At 70.0% G+C, this 20031-nt stretch carries 16 protein-coding genes; 14 read left to right on the forward strand and 2 right to left on the reverse strand.

Annotation, left to right across the window (positions count from 1 at the left end; genetic code table 11):
* Positions 1-84: 84 nt before the first annotated feature.
* Positions 85-1236 (forward strand): SLC13 family permease, encoded by a 1152-nt coding sequence (locus tag EDF55_RS17130; RefSeq protein WP_123656187.1) that lies wholly within the window; start codon positions 85-87, stop codon positions 1234-1236.
* A 41-nt stretch (positions 1237-1277) separates the two neighbouring features.
* On the opposite strand, the gene EDF55_RS17135 is transcribed toward EDF55_RS17130, so the two are convergent.
* Together EDF55_RS17135 and EDF55_RS17140 are read right to left on the reverse strand one after the other, a co-directional pair.
* Positions 1278-2249, reverse strand: a complete 972-nt coding sequence (locus EDF55_RS17135; protein WP_123656188.1) for a magnesium transporter CorA family protein — start codon at positions 2247-2249, stop codon at positions 1278-1280.
* Positions 2250-2271: 22 nt separating this feature from the next.
* The gene (locus tag EDF55_RS17140) at positions 2272-4758 is read right to left on the reverse strand and encodes a hypothetical protein (protein WP_123656189.1); all 2487 of its coding nucleotides are present in this window, start codon (positions 4756-4758) and stop codon (positions 2272-2274) included.
* Between the two features lie 133 nt (positions 4759-4891).
* On the opposite strand from EDF55_RS17140, the gene otsA reads away from it, so the two are divergent.
* The 13 genes from otsA to EDF55_RS17205 all read left to right on the forward strand — a co-directional run bounded on the left by otsA (position 4892) and on the right by EDF55_RS17205 (position 19591).
* Positions 4892-6484 (forward strand): alpha,alpha-trehalose-phosphate synthase (UDP-forming), encoded by a 1593-nt coding sequence (gene otsA / locus EDF55_RS17145; protein WP_123656190.1) that lies wholly within the window; start codon positions 4892-4894, stop codon positions 6482-6484.
* Complete coding sequence (gene otsB, locus EDF55_RS17150) at positions 6477-7274, forward strand: trehalose-phosphatase (protein ID WP_123656191.1); 798 nt, start codon at positions 6477-6479, stop codon at positions 7272-7274. The genes otsA and otsB overlap by 8 nt, the downstream gene beginning before the upstream one ends.
* Positions 7275-7365: 91 nt before the next feature.
* Positions 7366-9060: a dihydroxy-acid dehydratase gene (gene ilvD / locus EDF55_RS17155; protein WP_123656192.1), complete on the forward strand. Its 1695-nt coding sequence runs from the start codon at positions 7366-7368 to the stop codon at positions 9058-9060.
* Positions 9061-9107: 47 nt separating this feature from the next.
* Positions 9108-10931 carry an acetolactate synthase large subunit gene (locus tag EDF55_RS17160; protein ID WP_123656193.1) on the forward strand — a complete coding sequence of 608 codons (1824 nt, stop codon included), beginning with the start codon at positions 9108-9110 and terminating at the stop codon, positions 10929-10931.
* Positions 10928-11428: an acetolactate synthase small subunit gene (gene ilvN, locus EDF55_RS17165; protein WP_123656194.1), complete on the forward strand. Its 501-nt coding sequence runs from the start codon at positions 10928-10930 to the stop codon at positions 11426-11428. Before EDF55_RS17160 ends, ilvN begins: the two co-directional genes overlap by 4 nt.
* Positions 11429-11474: 46 nt before the next feature.
* Positions 11475-12500, forward strand: coding sequence for a ketol-acid reductoisomerase (ilvC, locus tag EDF55_RS17170; RefSeq protein ID WP_123656195.1), 1026 nt, complete (start codon positions 11475-11477; stop codon positions 12498-12500).
* A 213-nt stretch (positions 12501-12713) separates the two neighbouring features.
* Positions 12714-13904: a mannitol-1-phosphate 5-dehydrogenase gene (locus tag EDF55_RS17175; protein WP_123656196.1), complete on the forward strand. Its 1191-nt coding sequence runs from the start codon at positions 12714-12716 to the stop codon at positions 13902-13904.
* 65 nt (positions 13905-13969) lie between these two features.
* Entirely contained in the window at positions 13970-14434 is a 465-nt protein-coding gene (locus tag EDF55_RS17180) for a hypothetical protein (RefSeq protein WP_123656197.1), read from the forward strand.
* Positions 14431-14808, forward strand: a complete 378-nt coding sequence (locus EDF55_RS17185) for a hypothetical protein (RefSeq protein ID WP_123656198.1) — start codon at positions 14431-14433, stop codon at positions 14806-14808. Before EDF55_RS17180 ends, EDF55_RS17185 begins: the two co-directional genes overlap by 4 nt.
* 157 nt (positions 14809-14965) lie before the next feature.
* A complete protein-coding gene (gene serA, locus EDF55_RS17190; protein ID WP_123656199.1) occupies positions 14966-16555 on the forward strand; it encodes a phosphoglycerate dehydrogenase in 1590 nt (529 codons plus the stop codon).
* 12 nt (positions 16556-16567) lie between these two features.
* On the forward strand, positions 16568-17635 hold the full coding sequence (locus EDF55_RS17195; RefSeq protein ID WP_123656200.1) for a 3-isopropylmalate dehydrogenase: 1068 nt from the start codon (positions 16568-16570) through the stop codon (positions 17633-17635).
* 15 nt (positions 17636-17650) lie between these two features.
* Positions 17651-18790 carry a branched-chain amino acid aminotransferase gene (locus EDF55_RS17200; RefSeq protein WP_123656201.1) on the forward strand — a complete coding sequence of 380 codons (1140 nt, stop codon included), beginning with the start codon at positions 17651-17653 and terminating at the stop codon, positions 18788-18790.
* Positions 18791-18820: 30 nt separating this feature from the next.
* Complete coding sequence (locus EDF55_RS17205; protein WP_123656202.1) at positions 18821-19591, forward strand: fumarylacetoacetate hydrolase family protein; 771 nt, start codon at positions 18821-18823, stop codon at positions 19589-19591.
* The last annotated feature ends 440 nt before the right edge of the window (positions 19592-20031 follow it).

Here is a 20031-nt window from a genome sequence, read left to right on the forward strand (position 1 = left end):
GATTCCTCCTGTCGTCGTCCCGACCACCGTACTGGTCTGTACATTGGAGCGCCGCCGGTCGCGGCCGCGCACCGAGGAGACACATTGCGTCAAGCCGTCATCGGGGGAGCCCTGCTCCTCGTCGGAGCCGTCTGTGTCGCGTTCGGGCTGCTCCCGCTGCCCGACCTCGCCGAGCTGGCAGACCGGGTGCTCCCCGTCCTCGGGTTCGTCCTCGGGCTGACCATCGTGTCCGAACTCGCCGCCGACGCCGGGGTCTTCGACCGCCTGGCCGACGTCGCCGCCCGGATCGGTGGCGGCCGGACGATCGGGCTCTGGGGCGCCGTGGTCGTGCTCGCGGTCCTCTGCACCGTGTTCCTGTCGATCGACACCACCGCGGTGCTGCTCACCCCGATCGTGATCGCCCTGGCCCGGCGGGTCGGGCTGCCGCCGATGCCGTTCGCGCTGACGACCGTCTGGCTCGCCAACACCGCGTCCCTCCTGCTGCCCGTGTCGAACCTGACGAACCTGCTCGCCGTGGACCGGATCGGGCTCGACGGGCCGATCCCGTTCGCCGGGCTGATGGCCTGGCCGGCGCTCGCGGGCGTCGTCGTCCCGTGCGCCGTGCTGCTCGTCGTGTTCCGCGGGAAGCTCTTCGGCCGGTACACGCCGGTGGCGGTCCGGCGGCCGTCCGACCCGGTGTTCTTCGGCGCTGCGTCGGTCGTCCTCGTGGCGCTCGTCATCGCGCTGACCGCCGGCGTCACCGTCTGGATCGCCGCGCTCGCCGCGGCAGCGCTGCTCGTCGTCGTCGCGGCGTTCCGGGCCCCGTCCGAACTCCGGCCGTCACGCGTGCCGTGGTCGACGCTGGTGTTCGCCGCCGGGCTGTTCGTCGTCGTCGAGACCCTGCACACCACCGGCATCACCGACCCGATCGTCCGGGCGCTCTCCGGCGGCACCGGGACCGGGTCGCTGCTGCTGCTCGGGGGAGCGGGCGCGGTGGCGGCGAACGCGATCGACAACCTGCCCGCGTACCTGGTGCTCGAGCCCGCTGCCGGGCATGATGCGCTGCGCTACGCGGCGCTCCTCATCGGGGTGAACGCCGGGTGCCTCATCACGCCGTGGGCCTCGCTCGCGACGCTGCTCTGGCACGCGCGGCTGTCGGCGGAGGGCATCCGGCTCTCGTGGGGGCGCTACATGGCGCTCGGCTGCGTGGTCGCCCCGCTCACGGTGGTCGCCGGCGTCCTGGCGCTCGCGCTGTAGCGCGGCTGCGCCTCGCACCGTGCGACGTCAGCGTGCCGTGGCTACAGCCAGTCGCGGGCCTTGAAGACCCGGTAGAGCACGAGCGACGACACCACGATGAGCGCGACCGAGACGAGCAGTCCGCTCCACTGCCCCTCGCCCGGGAACGTGACGTTCTGCCCGAAGAACCCCGTGATCGCGGTCGGGATCGCGATGATCGCCGCCCAGCTCGTCACCTTCTTCATCACCGTGTTCTGGCGGTTCGACGCCAGGTTGAGGTTCGTGTCCAGCACGCTCGACACGGCGTCCCGCAGCTGGTCGACCGAGTCCGCGATGGTGACGAGGTGGTCCTCGACGTCCCGGAAGTACGGCCGGATCCCGTCCGAGATCGTCTCCGCGTCCCCGTGCAGCAGCGACCCGACGCTGTCCTTCGTCGGGACCACCAGCCGTCGGAGCACCCCGAGTGCCTTGCGCAGCCCGAACGAGCGGCGCTGGATCTGCTTCTCGCGGGCATCACCGCGCTCGAAGAGGTCGTCCTCGAGCGTGTCGATGTCCTTCTCGATCGCCTCGACCGTGGCGCTGGCGTGGTCGACCACGGCATCGAGGAGCGCCCACACGAGCCACGGAACCCCGTGGTCCGACATGTCGACGTTCGCCTGGAGCCGCCGCTCCATCGCGCTCGCGTCCACGTCGGCGCCGTGGATCGTGACCAGGGCGCGCCGCGTCACGAAGGCCTTCACCTCGTGCGTGACGAGCTCTCCCTCGTCGTCCCGACCGCTGACGTCGTAGACGACGAGGAAGAGGCTGTCACGGTACCGGTCGAGCTTCGGGCGCTGCCCGCGCTCCACCGCGTCCTCCACGGCGAGCGCGTGGATGCCGAGCTCCTGCTCGATCTGCTCGAGGTCGGCGGCGCTGGGGTCGGTGTAGTCGACCCAGACGACGACGTCCTCGTCGGCGACGAGGTCCGACACCCGCTCGATCGGGAAGTCCCGCTCCGATGCCGAACCGTTCCGCCACGAGCGTGTGCTGACCATGCGCCCGAGCCTACTGACGGGCTCAGTACCCGGCGACGAGCTTGCCGTCCTCGACCTTCAGGTACTCGTAGACATCGAAGGAGTCCTCGTCGTGACCGGCGTCGCCGAAGAACGACTTGTAGTCGTAGGCGACGACCCCGTCCGACGTGCTCGTCACCTGCACGCTGCCGGAGCCCGAGGTCTCGACCTTGAGCTCCGGCATCGTCGTGACCCGGTACTTCACGGCGCCGTCGGCGTCGTAGGGGCCGTACCAGGGGCACCCGTCCAGCGCGGAGACGTCGGTCTTCGCGGCGCACGCGGTGATCTGGTCCGTGACGAACGCCTCCGCGTCCGTCGTGAGCTGCTTCGTGGCCTTCGGCTCGAAGTCGACGTACGGGCTGGTGGAGGCGCCGACGGACACCGTCTTCGTGCCGCCGGTGAAGTACTTCGACCCGCCGACCTGCACGCTGTAGGTGCCCGGGTACGCCAGCGAGCGGAAGGAACCGTCGCTGATCTTCCCGATCCGCTTCCCGCCGACACTCACGGGAGCGCCCTCGAGCGCCGACGCGGCGGTGATCGACACGGTGTCCGCGAGCGGGGTCGTCACACGCCACTCGTCCTTCACGAGCCAGCTCGTCCCGGTGCGGCGCAGCTCGACCTGGCCGGAGCGGTTCTTGCCGCCCTGCGTGTAGGTGACCGTCGCGGTGGCGCGGTCCCCGGCGGTGGTGACCCGGCCCACGCGGACGTCGCTCGGGCGGTTCTCCGCGCTCTTCAGGACGGTGGCGTCGAGCATCGCGGCGTCGTCCGGGACCTCGCTCATGTCCTCGGCCGTGGCGGCGTCACCGCGTGCGATCGCGTCGACGTAGTTCCGGACCGTCGGTGCCGGTCCCCAGACGTTCGCGCGGAGCACCCCGGTGGTGACGGCGCCCGCGACGATCACGACGACGACGGCACCGCCGGCGATCAGGGACCGGACGAGGACCTTCTTCGCCCGCGGCGACATCGGCGCGGCGGCGCTCGCCGACGCCCCGACGAACGGAGCGGACGTCCCGGCACCCCAGCCGGCCGGAGCGCCCTCGGTCGGAGCGCCGACAGCATCAGCGCCGGCAGCCGCAGCGCCCGCAGCCGCAGCGCCGGCAGCGGCAGCCCCGCCCGCGGCACCGGGCGTGGCCGACCACGACGGCACGGCGACGGCCCGCGGGTCCGACCCGACGAGCCGTGACGTCACCAGCAGCACGCGACCACCGAGCAGGGGGAGGAGCACCGGCGCGAGGTACCGCGCGACGACCTCGATCGCCCCGCCCCACAGCGCGAACACGATCGGCGTCCACGGTGCGACGCCCATCGACCCGGTCCCGGAGACGGCGCTCGACCCGGTCGCGCTGTACGAGAACACCCCGGTTCCGAGCACGAAGAGGACCAGTCCGGCGACGAGCCAGACCGCGGGCGTGACGACCCAGTCGAGCGTCGTGCGTGCCCGGTCGTTGCGGCGGACGGCGAGCGCGAGTCCCGCGGCGACCGCGGTGACCAGGACGAGGAGCACGACGAGCCAGAGCCAGCCGGAGGACCCGCTGAACACGGACGCGGTCTGCGTGACGCCACCGGCGCCCGCGACGCCGACCCCGCCGAGGAACCCGAGGGCGACGAGGGCGATCGACAGGTTGCCGATGACGAGCGGGAGCGCGGCGCCCCACGACGGCTGGGCGACCAGGGCGACCACGATCAGGACGACCGCGACGAGGACGACGACGGCCCCGATCTGGAACACGGCCACCCGGGCGGTGCCGAGGACCCGGGTGGCGAGCACCCGACCGCGAGCGAGCACCGCGGGGCTCGCGAGGAACGCGGACAGCGCACCGACGACGAACGCGCCGAGGATGCTGCCGACGCCGACGGCGTGCACGGCACTGATCGCGACGCCGGACGACGAGGGGAAGCGGATCGCGAGCACGAGGCCGGCGAGCGTGGTGACGGCGGTGAGCACGAGGCCGGTGACGACCGACGTGACGACGAGCTGCCAGGTCCCGAGGGCACGGCTGCGGACCCGGCGGGTGAGCACCACCGCGAGGACGACCTGTGCGGCGAGGACCAGCGCGGGGACGAACCCGAGCGACGCGGCACCGGAGACCCCGAGCAGCGGGATCGACCCGGCGAGGTGCAGGCGACCGAAGTCGGCGAGGGCGACGAGCTGTGCGGGCGCGCCGAGCAGCACGCTGACGCCGGAGAGCAGGCTCTGCACGTCCGGTGCGGCGCTGCCGAGCGTCGACCCTGAGTCGGGCAGGGTGGCGCCGCCGATGGACGAGTCGCCCGAGCCGCCGGCGGCCGCCACGGCCACCGTCAGCAGGAGCGAGATCCCGGCGACGACGTACGCCGCGACCCAGGCACCGACGCCGGCGAGCACGGCGGCGAGCCAGTCACGGCCCCCGATCGACCGGAGCAGCCGTCCGAACGGATCGCTCGCACCGGAACCGGCAGGACCGGCACCAGAGCCAGGTGCGGGCGGACCGGGCACGCCAGGGTTGTCGCTCACGGCGGATTCCTCTCCGGCCGGGCAGCCGCGCACCGCCCTCCGGCACGCTGTGTCCCCCCGACACGGGATGCAGCATATGGGAAGCCGCGGATCCACCGGGAATCCGCTGTCGGCGCGCTGGTAGTTTCGACCCGTGTCAGCACCTCACAGTTCGTCCAGCAAGTACTCCTTCGTCGTCGCCTCGAACCGGCTCCCCGTGGACCGCGTCGTCGACGAGGACGGCAACGAAGGCTGGCGGCACTCGCCCGGTGGACTGGTCACCGCGCTCGAGCCGGTGATGCGTGCGAACGACGGCGCCTGGGTCGGCTGGGTCGGCCAGCCCGACGTCGAGGTCGAGCCGTTCGACAACGAGGGCATCCACATCGTCCCGGTCCCGCTCAGCGGTTCCGACGTCGAGGACTACTACGAGGGCTTCAGCAACGACACCCTCTGGCCGCTCTACCACGACGTGATCGAGCACCCGAGCTACCACCGCGACTGGTGGAACGCGTACAAGAGCGTGAACAAGCGCTTCGCGGAGCAGATCGCCGAGATCACCGAGCAGGACGGCATCGTCTGGGTGCAGGACTACCAGCTGCAGCTCGTCCCGGCGCTCCTCCGCGAACTCCGCCCGGACGTGACGATCGGCTTCTTCAACCACATCCCGTTCCCGCCGGTCGGCATCTACGCGCAGCTCCCGTGGCGTGCGCAGATCCTCGACGGGCTGCTCGGCGCGGACGTGATCGGCTTCCAGCGCCACGACGACGCCAGCGACTTCCTCCGTGCCGTCCGGCACATCAAGGGCTACACGACCAAGGGCACCACGATCGACGTCCCCGTCGACGACCCGCAGGCTCCGCGGAGCCGCAAGGGCATCACGGTGCGCCACGTCGAGGCCCGGCACTTCCCGATCTCGATCGACGCGGAGAGCTTCGAGGACATCGCGCGGAAGCCCGAGGTCCAGGAACGTGCCCGTGAGATCCGCGAGGGCCTCGGCAACCCGAAGACGGTCCTCCTCGGCGTGGACCGGCTCGACTACACCAAGGGCATCCGGCACCGGATCAAGGCGTTCGGTGAGCTCATCGAGGACGGCCGCATCAAGGTCGAGGACGCCACCCTGGTGCAGGTCGCGAGCCCGAGCCGTGAGCGCGTCGACACCTACCGGACCCTCCGCGACGAGATCGAGCTGAGCGTCGGCCGGATCAACGGCGACCTCGGCACGATCGGCCACCAGCCGATCTCGTACCTGCACCACGGCTACCCGCGCGAGGAGATGGTCGCGCTCTACCTGGCCGCCGACATCATGCTCGTCACCGCCCTCCGCGACGGCATGAACCTCGTCGCGAAGGAGTACGTCGCGACGCGCTTCGACAACGACGGCGTGCTGATCCTCTCCGAGTTCGCCGGGGCCGCCGACGAACTCAAGCAGGCCGTGATCATCAACCCGCACGACATCGGCGCCATGAAGGACTCGATCGAGCGCGCGATCGAGATGCCCCGTCGCGAGCGCTCCACGCGGATGCGCGCGCTCCGGAAGCGTGTCCGGGACAACGACGTGGCCCGCTGGTCGCGCTCGTTCCTCGAAGCGCTCGACCGCCACGCCCCACGGAACGCCCGCATCGACCCGTCGGCGACGGATCCCGCGGACCGTCACCGCGAGGCCCAGACCGACAACATGTCGATCTTCGACCAGGACGCCCAGAAGGCGCGTGCTGCTGAGGACACCCGGGAGGCCCGTGATGCCTGAGACGACCACCAACGTCGACGAGACGACGACCCCAGAGCTCGACACGGCCCTCGCGGACCTGGCTGCGGCCGACCGCCTGCTGGTCGCGTTGGACTTCGACGGCACCCTGGCGCCGTTCGCGGACGACCCGTCCCAGGTCGGCGCCCTGCCGGGCAGCTGGGCCGCGGTGCTGACGCTGCAGCGCGCGAAGGACACCGAGGTGGTGCTGGTCTCCGGCCGGCCGCTCGGCAGCCTCGCGCGGGTCACGCACGCCCCGGACGACATGTCGCTCGTCGGCTCGCACGGTGTTGAGTGGCGCGTCGACGGCCATGACGAAGCCGCGCTGACCGAGGACGAGCAGGCACGGGTGGCCCGCATCGGTGCCGCCCTCGACGAAGTGGGCGCACGGTTCCCCGGTGTCGTCATCGAGCACAAGCCCGCCGGGCACGGCGTGCACACCCGACGTGTGAGCGCCGAGGTCGCGGCCGAGGCGAACGCCGCGGCCAGCCAGGCGGCGCACGACGCCGACCCGGACGTCCTCGAGCGTGGCGGCAAGGACATCGTCGAGTTCGCCGTCCGGCACGTCACGAAGGGCGACGCCATCGCCCGGCTGCGGGACCTCCGTGGCGCGGACGGGGTGTTCTTCGCCGGCGACGACGTCACCGACGAGGACGCCTTCCGCGTGCTGGGTGCCGGTGACGTCGGCGTGAAGGTGGGGGAGGGCGAGACGCTCGCGGGGTACCGCGTGAGCGATCCTGCGGCCCTGACCGATGTCCTGAAGCAGCTCGCCCGCCTGCGGGCCACGCGCTGAGACCCGAGCCGAGCCTCCCGTCCGATGATCGGAACCATGCATATGCATGAAGGTGCACGATTGGTATCCCAATCGGTCCTAGACTCGCTCCATGCCTGATATCGACGTCAAGCCGCGTAGCCGAGTCGTCACCGACGGGATCGAAGCAACCACCTCGCGTGGCATGCTGCGCGCCGTCGGGATGGGGGACGAGGACTGGGAGAAGCCGCAGATCGGCATCGCCTCGTCCTGGAACGAGATCACCCCCTGCAACCTGAGCCTCGACCGGCTCGCCCAGGGCGCCAAGGAAGGCGTCCACGGCGGTGGCGGGTACCCGCTCCAGTTCGGCACCATCTCCGTCTCGGACGGCATCTCGATGGGCCACGAGGGCATGCACTTCTCCCTCGTCTCGCGCGAGGTCATCGCGGACAGCGTCGAGACCGTCGTCAACGCGGAGCGCCTCGACGGCACCGTGCTGCTCGCCGGCTGCGACAAGTCGCTCCCCGGCATGCTCATGGCCGCCGCGCGTCTCGACCTCGCGAGCGTCTTCCTCTACGCGGGCTCGGTCATGCCGGGCTACGTGAAGCAGGCCGACGGCACGATGAAGGAAGTCACAATCATCGACTCCTTCGAGGGCGTCGGCGCCTGCAAGGCCGGCACCATGAGCGAGGAAGAGCTCAAGAAGATCGAGTGTGCGATCGTCCCCGGCGAAGGCGCCTGTGGCGGGATGTACACCGCGAACACGATGGCGTCGGTCGCCGAAGCACTCGGGATGTCGCTCCCGGGCTCGGCCGCGCCGCCCAGCGCCGACCGCCGCCGCGACTACTACGCGCACCGCTCCGGCGAGGCCGTGGTGAACATGCTCAAGCACGGCATCACCGCGCGCCAGATCCTGACGAAGGAGGCGTTCGAGAACGCGATCGCCGTCGCGATGGCCCTCGGAGGCTCCACCAACGTCGTCCTGCACCTGCTGGCGATCGCGCACGAGGCCGAGGTCGAGCTGGACCTCGACGACTTCAACCGCATCGGCTCCAAGGTCCCGCACCTGGCCGACATGAAGCCGTTCGGCAAGTACGTCATGGTCGACGTCGACCGCAACGGCGGCATCCCGGTGATCATGAAGGCGCTGCTCGACGCCGGGCTCCTGCACGGCGAGTGCATGACCGTCACGGGCAAGACCGTCGCCGAGAACCTGGCCGAGATCGACCCGCCGGAGCTCGACGGCGAGGTCTTCCGCAAGCTCGACAACCCGATCCACGAGACCGGTGGCCTGACGATCCTGCAGGGCTCGTTCGCACCAGAGGGTGCCGTCGTGAAGACCGCGGGCTTCGACGCCTCGGTGTTCGAGGGCCCCGCGCGGGTGTTCGACCGCGAGCGCTCCGCCATGGACGCCCTCACCGAGGGTCGGATCCAGAAGGGCGACGTCGTCGTCATCCGGTACGAGGGCCCGAAGGGCGGCCCGGGCATGCGCGAGATGCTCGCCATCACGGCGGCCATCAAGGGCGCGGGTCTCGGCAAGGATGTACTACTGTTGACCGACGGCAGATTCTCAGGCGGCACAACCGGCCTGTGCATCGGCCACATCGCACCGGAAGCAGTGGACGCAGGTCCAGTTGCCTTCGTGCGCGATGGCGACCGCATCCGTGTCGACATCGCGGCTCGCACGCTCGACCTACTGGTCGACCCTGCCGAGCTGGAATCCCGCCGTGACGGCTGGGAACCGCTGCCCCCGCGCTACACCCGCGGAGTCCTCGCGAAGTACGCCAAGCTCGTCCAGTCCGCCGCCAAGGGCGCGGTCACGGGCTAGCGTTCGACACCCGCACCACCGCCATCTCGTAAGGCAAGGAACCCTTCATGCCCACGGAAGCCACACCGCTGTCCGCGGCCACCGGAGCACGTCGATCGCCGGAGGTCCTGACCGGCTCGGGAGCCGTCCTGCGGACGCTCGAGCACCTCGGGATCACCGACGTCTTCGGCCTGCCCGGCGGCGCGATCATCCCCTTCTACGACGAGCTCATGGCGTCGACGACCATCCGGCACATCCTGGTCCGGCACGAGCAGGGCGCCGGCCACGCGGCCGAGGGCTACGCGTCCGCGTCCGGCAAGGTCGGCGTCGCGATCGCCACGTCCGGCCCCGGTGCCACGAACCTCGTCACCGCGATCGCCGACGCCTACATGGACTCGGTCCCGTTCATCGCGATCACCGGCCAGGTGTTCTCCACACTGATGGGCACCGACGCCTTCCAGGAAGCGGACATCGTCGGCATCACGATGCCGATCACGAAGCACTCGTTCCTGGTGACCGACCCCGCCGACGTCCCCGCGACGCTCGCCGCCGCGCACCTGATCGCGACGACGGGCCGCCCGGGCCCGGTGCTCGTCGACATCACCAAGGACGCGCAGCAGAAGTCGGCGCCGTACGTCTGGCCGCCGAAGGTCGACCTGCCCGGCTACCGTCCGGTGACCAAGGCACACGGCAAGCAGATCACCGCGGCCGCCCAGCTCCTCGCGGAGTCGAACCGTCCGGTGCTCTACGTCGGCGGCGGCGTCATCCGCTCCCGCGCGACCGCCGAGCTCATCGCCTTCGCCGAGGCCACCGGCGCCCCGGTCGTGACGACGCTGATGGCCCGCGGCGCGTTCCCGGACTCGCACCAGCAGCACCTCGGGATGCCCGGCATGCACGGCACCGTGCCCGCGGTCCTCGGGCTGCAGGAGAGCGACCTCATCATCGCCCTCGGCGCCCGCTTCGACGACCGCGTCACCGGCAAGGTGGACGAGTTCGCGCCCGACGCCAAGGTCGTGCACGTCGACATCGACCCGGCGGAGATCTCCAAGATCCGCTTCGCCGACGTCCCGATCGTGGGCGACGCGAAGGACGTGCTGGTCGACCTCCTCGACGCCTGGAAGGGGATCCCCACGGACTCCCGCGCGAGCATCGCCAGCTGGTGGACCCGGCTCGAGCAGGTCCGTGCGGACTTCCCGCTCGGCTTCGCCCCGCCGCAGGACGGACTGCTGGCACCGCAGGCGATCATCAGCCGCATCGGTGAGCTCACCGGCCCCGAGGCGATCTACGCCTCCGGTGTCGGGCAGCACCAGATGTGGTCGGCGCAGTTCATCAAGTACGAGCGCCCGAACGCGTGGCTGAACTCCGGCGGCGCCGGCACCATGGGCTACTCGGTCCCCGCTGCCATGGGCGCCAAGGTCGCCGAACCGGACCGTGTGGTCTGGGCGATCGACGGCGACGGGTGCTTCCAGATGACGAACCAGGAGCTCGCGACCTGTGTCATCAACGACATCCCGATCAAGGTCGCGATCATCAACAACTCCTCGCTCGGCATGGTGCGCCAGTGGCAGACGCTGTTCTACGACGGCCGTCACTCGTTCACCGACCTCGAGACCGGCCACTCCTCGCGCCGTGTCCCCGACTTCGTGAAGCTCGCCGAGGCGTACGGCGCCCTCGGCATCCGCGTCGAGAAGGAGGACGAGGTCGACGCCGCGATCCAGCTCGCCCTCGCCACCAACGACCGTCCGGTCGTCATCGACTTCGTCGTGAGCCGTGACTCGATGGTCTGGCCGATGGTCCCGCAGGGGGTCAGCAACTCGTCCATCGAGTACGCCCAGACGATCGCACCCACCTGGGACGACGAAGACGCCGACATGACGGGGGAAACCGCATGAGCCACGTCCTCTCCCTCCTCGTCGAGGACAAGCCGGGCCTCCTGACCCGTGTCGCCGGGCTCTTCGCCCGACGCGGCTTCAACATCGAGTCGCTCGCCGTGGGCAACACCGAGGTCGCGGGACTGTCCCGCATCACGGTCGTCGTCGACGTCGAGGACCTGCCGCTCGAACAGGTGACCAAGCAGCTCAACAAGCTCGTCAACGTCATCAAGATCGTCGAACTCGACTTCTCGCAGTCGGTCCAGCGCGAGCACATGCTCGTGAAGGTCCGTGTCGACAACCAGACGCGCTCGGCCGTGCTCGAAGCAGTGAACCTGTTCCGCGCCCAGGTCGTCGACGTCGCGAACGACTCGCTCATCGTCGAGGTGACCGGCGACCCCGGCAAGATCCAGGCGATCCTCCGCGTGCTCGAGCCCTACGGCATCAAGGAGCTGGCGCGCGCCGGCCTCCTCGGTGTGGGCCGCGGACCCAAGAGCATCACCGACCGGGTGCGCTGAGCGCCACCCGGCTCCGAACGAACCACTACCAAGGAGATCACGCACCGTGACTGACATCGTGTACGACGCCGACGCCGACCTGTCCCTCATCCAGGCCAAGAAGGTCGCGGTCATCGGCTACGGCTCGCAGGGCCACGCCCACGCCCTCAACCTCCGCGACTCCGGCGTCGAGGTCAAGATCGGCCTCAAGGAGGGCTCGAAGAGCCGCCAGAAGGCCGAAGAGGCCGGCTTCGAGGTGCTCACGCCCGCCGAGGTCACCAAGTGGGCCGACGTCGTCGTGATCCTCGCGCCGGACCAGGTCCAGCGCATCGTCTACAAGGACGACATCGAGCCGAACCTCAAGCAGGGCGCGACGCTCGTCTTCGGACACGGCTTCAACATCCGCTACGGCTACATCGAGGCGCCCGCCGGTGTCGACGTGTCCCTCGTCGCACCGAAGGGCCCTGGCCACACCGTGCGCCGCGAGTACGAGGCCGGCCGTGGCGTCCCCGTGATCGTCGCCGTCGAGGTCGACGCGTCCGGCAGCGCATGGGACCTCGCCTGGTCCTACTCCAAGGCGATCGGTGGCCTCCGCTCCGGCGGCATCAAGACCACCTTCACCGAGGAGACCGAGACCGACCTGTTCGGTGAGCAGGCCGTCCTCTGCGGTGGCACGTCGCAGCTCATCCAGTACGGCTTCGAGACCCTGGTCGAGGCGGGCTACCAGCCGCAGATCGCCTACTTCGAGGTGCTCCACGAGCTCAAGCTGATCGTCGACCTGATCTGGGAGGGCGGCCTCACCAAGCAGCGCTGGTCGATCTCCGACACGGCCGAGTTCGGTGACTACGTCTCCGGCCCCCGCGTGATCTCGCCGGAGGTGAAGGAGAACATGAAGGCCGTGCTCGCCGACATCCAGGACGGCACCTTCGCGAAGCGCTTCATCGACGACCAGGACGCCGGTGCTCCGGAGTTCAAGGCGCTGCGCGAGAAGGGCGAGGGCCACCCGATCGAGGCCACCGGCCGCGAGCTCCGCAAGCTCTTCGCGTGGAAGCAGTCGGACTCGGACTACGTCGACGGTTCCGCCGCGCGGTAGTCTTCCCCAGACCACTCGACGACGAGGCGGCGGTGTGCACCCGTGCACCGCCGCTTCTCGATGTGACCCGAACGACATGAACCATCTCTTCACCACCCCCGACGCCGCGGACCGGCGTCCCTCCGGCGACCCCCGGGGCGTTGCACGACAGGCGTCGCGCGCACCGCTCACGACGTGGCAGAACCGTACCGATCGGCATGGGATGATCATCGGATGGCGGTGACGAAGCGAGCGGTCCACATCGGCGCCGGCAAGATCGGGCGCGGCTTCGTGGGCCAGTTCCTCGTGGCGAGCGGCTACGAGCTGACCTTCGTCGACGTCGACGAACGTGTGGTCGCGGCACTCAACGAAGCCGGCAAGTTCGTCGTGCACGAAGTCGGTGACATGCCCGTCGAGCACCTGGTCTACGGGTTCAGCGCGCTGAGCAGCAAGACCGACCGTGAACGCGTCATCCAGGCCATCGCGGAAGCCGACGTCGTCACCACCGCGGTCGGTGCACGCACGCTGCCGCTGGTGGCCCCGGTGATCGCGGAGGGCCTCGCAGCCCGCCCGCTCGAGCGCGGCGACGTCACGATCGTGGCGTGCGAGAACGCCTACAACGCGACGGACTCGCTGCACGCCAGCATCCGCCGCGCCCCCATCCTCGAAGACCGGGACATCGCCGCGGTCTTCGCGAACTGCGCGATCGACCGCATCGTCCCGGACCAGTCCGGCGTCCTCGGCCAGTCCGGCGGCCTCGACGTGGTCCTCGAGCCCTTCTACGAGTGGGTCATCGAGCGAACGCCGTTCGCGTCCTCCGATGCCGAGCCGCCGGAGATCGACGGCGTGACGTGGGTCGACGACCTGCAGCCCTTCGTCGAGCGGAAGCTCTACACGGTGAACACCGCCCACGCGACGGCCGCCTACCACGGCTACGTCCGCGGGATCCGGCTCATCCGCGAAGCCCTCGAGGACACCGCCGTCCGCGCCGAGGTGGACGGCGTCCTGGCGGAGACCACCGAGCTCCTCATCGCCAAGCACGGCTTCGACCCGGACGAGCACGCGCGCTACGTCGCCGCGAACCTGTCCCGCATCGCGAACCCGCACCTGCCGGACACCACCGTCCGCGTCGGCCGGAACCCGCTCAGGAAGCTCGGCCGGCGGGAACGCTTCGTCGGCCCGGCCGCGCAGCTCGCCGAACGCGGGATGCCCGTCGAGCACCTCGTCGGCGCGATCCGCGTGGCCCTCGCCTTCGACGACCAGGACGACCCCGAGTCGATCGAGCTGCACGCGCTGCTCCGCTCCGGCGCGACCGCACACGCGCTCACCGAGATCCTCACCGGACTCATGGAGAGCCACCCGCTGTTCCCGGCGGTCCGCGACGTCGTCGCCGAGGTCCTCGAGTCCCAGGCCGCCGACGCCTGAGCCGCGTCGACGCCTGAGCGACCTCGCGGTCTCGCGTCGCGCCGTGCTCTCGTAGAATCGAGGGCATGACCCCGGCACCTCCCGCACACGACGGCGCCGCGGCGTCCCCGCCGGACGGCGCGGTCGACCACGACGACGAAGCCGCCCTCTCCTGGGACGACGCGGACGACGCCACCCACGTCGACGCCGCCCACAACCCCGTCCGGGTGAAGGCGCGCCGCGAGCACGACACCGAAGAGCCGCTCGGCTCCGGGGCGCTCGTCGGCATGGGCGTCTTCGGCGGCGTCTACCTCCTCTACACGGTGGCCTGGCTCGTCAGCGCGAGCCTCCTGACGGTCACCGGCACCGGCGTAGCGAGCATCGTGTCGGAGATCATGCGCGTCCTCGCGATCATGGCCCCGGCGTTCTGGTTCGCCGCGACCCTCTGGCTCGGGCAGGGCACCCGCAACCGCACCAAGTTCATCTGGCTGCTGGTGGGCGCGGTCGTCCTCATCCCGTGGCCCTTCATCCTCACCAGGAGCTTCGGGTGAGCGCCGCCGTCTCCGAGCAGCCGCGCGTGTTCACCGTCGGCAAGCTCGTCGTCTGGATCGTCGCCGCCGTCTGTCTCGCCTACGTCACCTGGCAGGCCGTCGGCAACCTGGTCGGTGTCACGCAGTCGGTGTCCGCCTTCAACGAGTTCGTCCGGAAGAACGGCGGCTCCGGCCTCGAGACCTCCACCCCGTGGCCGGCCCTCGTCCTCGACGTCGCGATCGCGCCGGCGGGGTTCGTCGCCGCGTGGCTGGTGTCGCGGCGGATGGAGCTCGTCCGGACCGTCGTGGTGTTCGTCGCCGCGCTCTGCGCGGTCTCCGCGCTCTGGTTCACGCTCCTGCAGTACGTGTCCTCGACACTGCGGATCGGTTCCTGACGGAACCACATGACGGACGGGAGGCTCGTGGCGACACCGCCACGACCCTCCCGTCCGTCATGTGGTTCTCCACAGAGCCCCGGTTGCGGTCGTAACGGCCTGCTCGCGTCGATACGATGGTGGGATACCGCCCGTCTCGTGTGAGGAAACAGCAGCTGTGCCGAAGCCGGTCGTCCTGATCGCCGAAGAACTCTCGCCCGCCACAGTCGACGCCCTCGGGCCCGACTTCGAGATCCGGAACGTGGACGGCACCGACCGCCCCGCACTCCTGGCCTCCCTCGCCGACGCGCACGCCATCCTGGTGCGTTCCGCCACCAAGGTCGACGCCGAAGCGATCGCCGCAGCACCGAACCTCAAGGTCGTCGCCCGTGCCGGCGTCGGCCTCGACAACGTCGACATCAAGGCGGCCACCACGGCCGGCGTGATGGTCGTGAACGCGCCGACGTCGAACATCATCTCGGCGGCCGAGCTCACGGTCGGTCACATCCTGTCGCTCGCGCGCCACATCCCGGCGGCGCACGCGTCGCTCGCGGCCGGCGCGTGGAAGCGCTCCGCGTACACCGGCGTCGAGCTCTACGAGAAGACGGTCGGCATCATCGGCCTCGGCCGAATCGGTGCCCTGATCACCCAGCGCCTGCAGGCGTTCGGCGTCTCGGTCATCGCGTACGACCCCTACGTCACCACGGCCCGTGCGCAGCAGCTCGGGGTGGAGCTCGTCTCCCTCGACGACCTGCTCAAGCGCGCGGACTTCGTCACGATCCACATGCCGAAGACGCCGGAGACCCTCGGCATGATCTCGGACGAGCAGTTCGCGATCATGAAGCCGACCGCGTTCGTCGTGAACGTGGCCCGCGGCGGCCTGATCGACGAAGACGCACTGCACCGTGCGCTCACCAGCAACCAGATCGCCGGCGCCGGCCTCGACGTCTTCGTGTCCGAGCCCCCGACCGACTCGCCCCTGGTGTCCCTGCCGAACGTCGTGGTCACGCCGCACCTCGGCGCCTCCACCGACGAAGCGCAGGAGAAGGCGGGCGTCTCGGTCGCCAAGTCCGTGCGCCTCGCGCTCGGCGGCGAGCTCGTCCCGGACGCGGTCAACGTCGCCGGTGGCGTCATCGACCCGTACGTGCGTCCGGGCATCCCGCTCGTCGAGAAGCTCGGTCAGGTCTTCACGGCCCTCGCCACCTCCCCGGTCACCAGCATCGACGTCGAGGTCCACGGCGAGCTCGCCGAGTTCGACGTCAGCGTGCTGAAGCTCGCAGCGCTCAAGGGCGTCTTCACGGACGTCGTCAGCGACCAGGTCTCCTACGTCAACGCCCCGCTCATCGCGGAACAGCGCGGGGTCAGCGTCCGGCTCATCACCGACTCGGACAGCCCGGAGTACCGCAACGTCCTGACGATCCGCGGCGCCCAGTCCGACGGCCCGGCGATCAGCGTCTCGGGCACGCTTACCGGCCCCAAGCAGGTCGAGAAGCTCGTCGAGATCAACGGCTACGACGTCGAGGTCGCCCTCGACAAGCACCACGTGGTCATGGACTACACGGACCGCCCGGGCATCGTCGCGGTCTACGGCAAGGAGTTCGGCGAGGCGGGCATCAACATCGCCGCCATGCAGATCGCGCGCCAGGCCGCCGGCGGACAGGCGCTCAGCGTCCTCACCGTCGACTCGCCGGTGCCCGCGGAGATCCTCGAGCACGTCCGCAAGACGATCGACGCCTCCTCGCTCCGCGAGATCGACATCACGCTGTAGGGGAGCACCCACATGACGCAGACGCTCAAGCTCGCGGTCATCCGCGGCGACGGCATCGGACCGGAAGTGGTCGACGAGGCCCTCAAGGTCCTGCACGCCGTCACCCCGGACGACCTCGTGATCGACGAGACCCCGTTCTCGCTCGGTGCCACCCGGTACCTCGAGACCGGCGACATCCTCACCGAGGACGACATGGCGGCCGTGGCGTCGCACGACGCGATCCTGCTCGGCGCGGTCGGCGGGGACCCCCGCGACCCGCGCCTGGCCGGCGGGATCATCGAGCGCGGACTGCTGCTGAAGCTCCGGTTCGCGTTCGACCACTACGTCAACCTGCGTCCGACGAAGGTCTACGACTCCGTGGTGACGCCGCTCGCGGCACCCGGGGTCGTCGACTTCGTCGTCATCCGCGAAGGGACCGAGGGGCCCTACGTCGGCAACGGCGGGGCGATCCGCGTCGGGACCCCGCACGAGATCGCGACCGAGGTCTCCCTGAACACCGCGTACGGGGTGGAGCGCACGGTCCGGTACGCCTTCGACCTGGCGAACCGGCGCCCACGGAAGCACCTGACGCTCGTGCACAAGAGCAACGTGCTCGTCCACGCCGGAGCGCTCTGGCAGCGGACCGTGGCGGCCGTCGGGCAGGAGTACCCGGACGTCACCGTGGACTACCAGCACGTGGACGCGGTCACCATCCACATGGTTCGGGAGCCTGCTAGGTTCGACGTCATCGTCACCGACAACCTCTTCGGCGACATCATCACCGACCTGGCCGGCGCGATCAGCGGCGGCATCGGTCTGGCGGCCTCGGGCAACATCAACCCGGACGGCACCTTCCCCAGCATGTTCGAGCCGGTGCACGGATCCGCGCCGGACATCGCGGGTCAGCAGAAGGCCGATCCGACGGCCGCCATCCTCTCCGTCGCCCTCCTCCTCGACCACATCGGTCGTGGGGACCTGGCGACGGCGGTGACGCGGGCCGTCGAAGCGGACCTGGCTGACCGGGGCACATCGCAGCGCAGCACGGCCGAGATCGGCGACGCCATCGCCGCCGCGGCCACGGAGCGCACCACCACCGCCTGAAAGGGAGCCACACCGATGAGCACCGACACCGCCAGCACCGAGACCGCGAACCCCGAGACCGTCTTCGGGCTCGAGTTCTCCACCACCCCGTCTGCCGAGCGTCGGGCGGAGGCGGAGCGTGACGTGATCCTGGCGGACCCCGGGTTCGGCAAGCACTTCACGGACCACATGGCCACGGTGGAGTGGACGATCGACGCCGGGTGGCATGATGCCTCGATCCACCCGTACGGTCCGCTCTCGCTCGACCCGAGCGCCAGTGTCCTGCACTACGCGCAGGAGATCTTCGAGGGGCTGAAGGCCTACCGGCACGCCGACGGCTCGGTGTGGACGTTCCGCCCGGATGCCAACGCCCGTCGCTTCCAGCGGTCGGCCCGGCGACTGGCGCTGCCGGAGCTCCCGGTGGAGGTCTTCGTCGAGTCCATCCGCCAGCTCGTGCAGACCGACGTGGACTGGGTGCCCTCGGCGCCGGAGACCAGCCTGTACCTGCGGCCGTTCATGATCGCGACGGAGTCCTTCCTCGGGGTCCGTGCGGCCCAGGCGGTGGCGTACCACTGCATCGCGAGCCCGGCCGGCGCGTACTTCACGTCCGGGCCGAAGCCGGTGTCCATCTGGCTGTCGTCGAACTACGCCCGCGCGGGCCGTGGCGGCACGGGTGCGGCCAAGACCGGTGGCAACTACGCGGCGTCCCTGCTCCCGCAGCAAGAGGCGTACGAGCACGGCTGCCAGCAGGTGATGTTCCTCGACTCGGAAGAGGGCAAGTACCTCGAGGAGCTCGGCGGCATGAACGTCGTGCTCGTGAAGTCCGACGGCACGCTCGTCACCCCGGACTCCCCGTCCATCCTCGAAGGCATCACCCGTGACTCGATCCTGCAGCTCGCGGAGGACCGCGGCCTGCAGGTCGAGCGCCGTCGGGTGACCCTCGACGAGTGGCGGGACGGCGTCGCGGACGGCTCCATCACCGAGGCCTTCGCGTGCGGCACCGCCGCCGTGGTGACCCCGATCGCGGAGCTCCGCGGCGACGGCTTCACGATCGGTTCGCCGACCGTCGGTGCCGGCGAACTCACGATGTCCCTGCGCGAAGAGCTCACGGACATCCAGTCCGGCCGTCGTCCCGACCCGCACGGGTGGATGACCAAGCTGACCGACGCGTCCTGATCCGGGCTCGGGCGTCGGTAGGGTCGAACGGTGAAGATCGCACGGTTCAGCAGCAAGGGTGAAGACCCCCGGTACGGCATCCTCGACGAGCGCGCCCTGGTGGTGCTCGCGGGGGACCCGATGTACCAGGGGTTCGAGACCACGGGGGAGCGGGTGCCCCTGTCCGAGGCGAAGCTCCTGGCCCCGGTGATCCCGAGGTCGAAGGTGATCGGCGTCGGGCTCAACTACGCCGAACACGCCGCCGAGATGGACGACGTCTCGGGCGACGACCCCGTGGTGTTCCTCAAGCCGAACACCTCGGTGATCGGTCCGGACGACCCCATCCGCCTGCCCGAGGGCATCGGACGCGTCGACCACGAAGGCGAACTCGCCATCGTGATCGGGTCCCTCGCGAAGAACGTCAAGCGTGAGGACTTCGCCAGCGTGATCCTCGGGTACACGATCGCGAACGACGTGACCGCCCGTGACCTCCAGGCGCGGGACGGCCAGTGGACCCGCGCGAAGGGGTTCGACACGTTCTGCCCGCTCGGGCCGGTGATCGAGACCGAGATCGACCCGTCGGACATCCGGCTCGAGACCCGTGTGGACGGCGACCTGCGCCAGGTCGCCTCGACGAGCGAGATGGTGCACGACATCCCGTCGCTCATCGAGTTCGTGTCGGCGATCTGGACCCTGCTGCCCGGGGACGTGATCCTCACGGGGACCCCGTCGGGCGTGGGGGAGATCCGCGACGGCGAAGTCGTCGAGGTCACGATCTCCGGCATCGGCACGTTGAAGAACCCCGTCATCGCGCGTCGCTGAGCATTCCTTCTGCGTTCGACCGAGGGCCCGTCATCCACCCGGATAGCGGGCCCTTCGTCGTTCCCGCGACACGATCCCCGTCGTTCCGGGCGACACGCCGTCGTGCGCGCTCGGTTTGCCGGATCCGCCGATCGCCCGTAGAGTTCTTACTCGTCACCCCAAAGGTGCGGCGGAGAAGCCGAGACGGTCACCCGGAGCGAAAGCCCCGGAAGATGCAGTCCGACCACGCCGACCTCAAGCGGGACCACCCACTCCAATGAAGCCGGTCGATTCGACCGCCACTGAAGTAGTGGTACAGTACCGAAGTTGCCCGAGCGGGCATTCCTCCAGGGGAGAAGAAGCTCGGTGCGTCTGGTCCTTGAGAACTCAACAGCGTGCACATTGTCAATGCCAATTTATTGACCCCGTGGCGTTCCACTTGTGGGACGTCCGGAGACAAT

This window comes from Curtobacterium sp. ZW137, from assembly GCF_003762905.1.
Classification (GTDB): domain Bacteria; phylum Actinomycetota; class Actinomycetes; order Actinomycetales; family Microbacteriaceae; genus Curtobacterium.